The organism is Mycobacterium scrofulaceum, from assembly GCF_001667885.1.
GTDB classification, from domain to species: domain Bacteria; phylum Actinomycetota; class Actinomycetes; order Mycobacteriales; family Mycobacteriaceae; genus Mycobacterium; species Mycobacterium scrofulaceum_C.
The window spans coordinates 1-1,129 of sequence record NZ_LZJW01000106.1 but is presented as its reverse complement, the minus strand read 5'-3'; the positions used below and the strand labels follow the sequence as shown (position 1 = coordinate 1,129).

Below are 1,129 nucleotides of genomic sequence, written 5' to 3'. Positions count from 1 at the left end.
AAGCCGTATTTGTGGGAGTAGCCCGCGGCGGCGCCGGCGCGACGGCCCATGACGCCGGTGGGCATGCCGCGCAGCAGGGCGTTGCCCGGCGGGTTGCCGGTCGCCCCGGCGGTCTGCACCGGCAGCGCCTCGGCCTCGGCGGCGTTGGCCGGGCTGACCGCCGAGGTCAGCGTGGCCCACTGCTGGGGCACCGACAACGACCCGACATGAACGGCTTGGCCGGCCCCGGCCGACACCGCACCACCACCGATGTTGCCCAGGTTGCCCAACCCCAGTTGGGCGAACTGCGGCGTGGGATACCACGCACCACCAGCACCCGCGGTGCTACCACCAGGACCCGACACCAACTGCTGAGACAACTGCGACCAAAACGCCACGATGCCGTTGGAGAAATAAGCCAGACCGGTGTTCTGCTTGAGCATCACCGTGTACAAGGTCGGGTTGAGCCCCAGGTAGTTGTTGGTCGGCGTGGGCAACCCCGTCTGCAGGCCCTGGATCGCATTGGTCAACCACGTCAACGGCCCCGGCTGGGTCGTGGCCGCCGCCGTCACCTGCTGAGTCGGCGCCGCCGCCGTCACCAACTGCGTGCTCGCCACCTGCGAGGCCACCGTCTGAGCGGTGTTGCCCGCGGGCTGCTGAGCGGCCTGAGTCACCGCCAACGCCTGCTCGGCCACCCCATCGGGCGCCGTGGTATTCGGCGGGGCATCAAACGGCGCCAACTGCGAAGCCGTCGCCGACGCCGCGGCATAGCCATACATCGCCGCCGCATCCTGAGCCCACATCTCCATGTACTGCGCCTCGGTCGCCATGATCGCCGGCGTGTTCTGCCCGAAGAAATTCGTCGCCACCAACGTCGCCAACAACACCCGATTGGCCGCAATCACCGGCGGAGGCACCGTCATCGCAAACGCCGCCTCAAACGCCGCCGCCGCCGCCCGACCCTGACTGGCCGTATCCTCGGCCAACCCCGCCACCGCACCCAACCAACTCACAAACGGCGCCACCGCGGCCACCATCGACGACGACGCCGGACCCACCCACGGACCCGACGTCAACTCAGCAATCACCGAGCTATACCCACTCGCCGCCGCAGCCACCTCAGCAGCAATCTCATCCCACGCCGCCGACG

1 protein-coding gene is annotated in these 1,129 nt (G+C 68.9%); it reads right to left on the bottom strand.

The genetic code is table 11. The features are described from left to right. Window positions 1–1,129: PPE family protein (locus A5681_RS16780; protein ID WP_067277165.1), on the bottom strand; the 1,129-nt coding region annotated here is incomplete at both ends.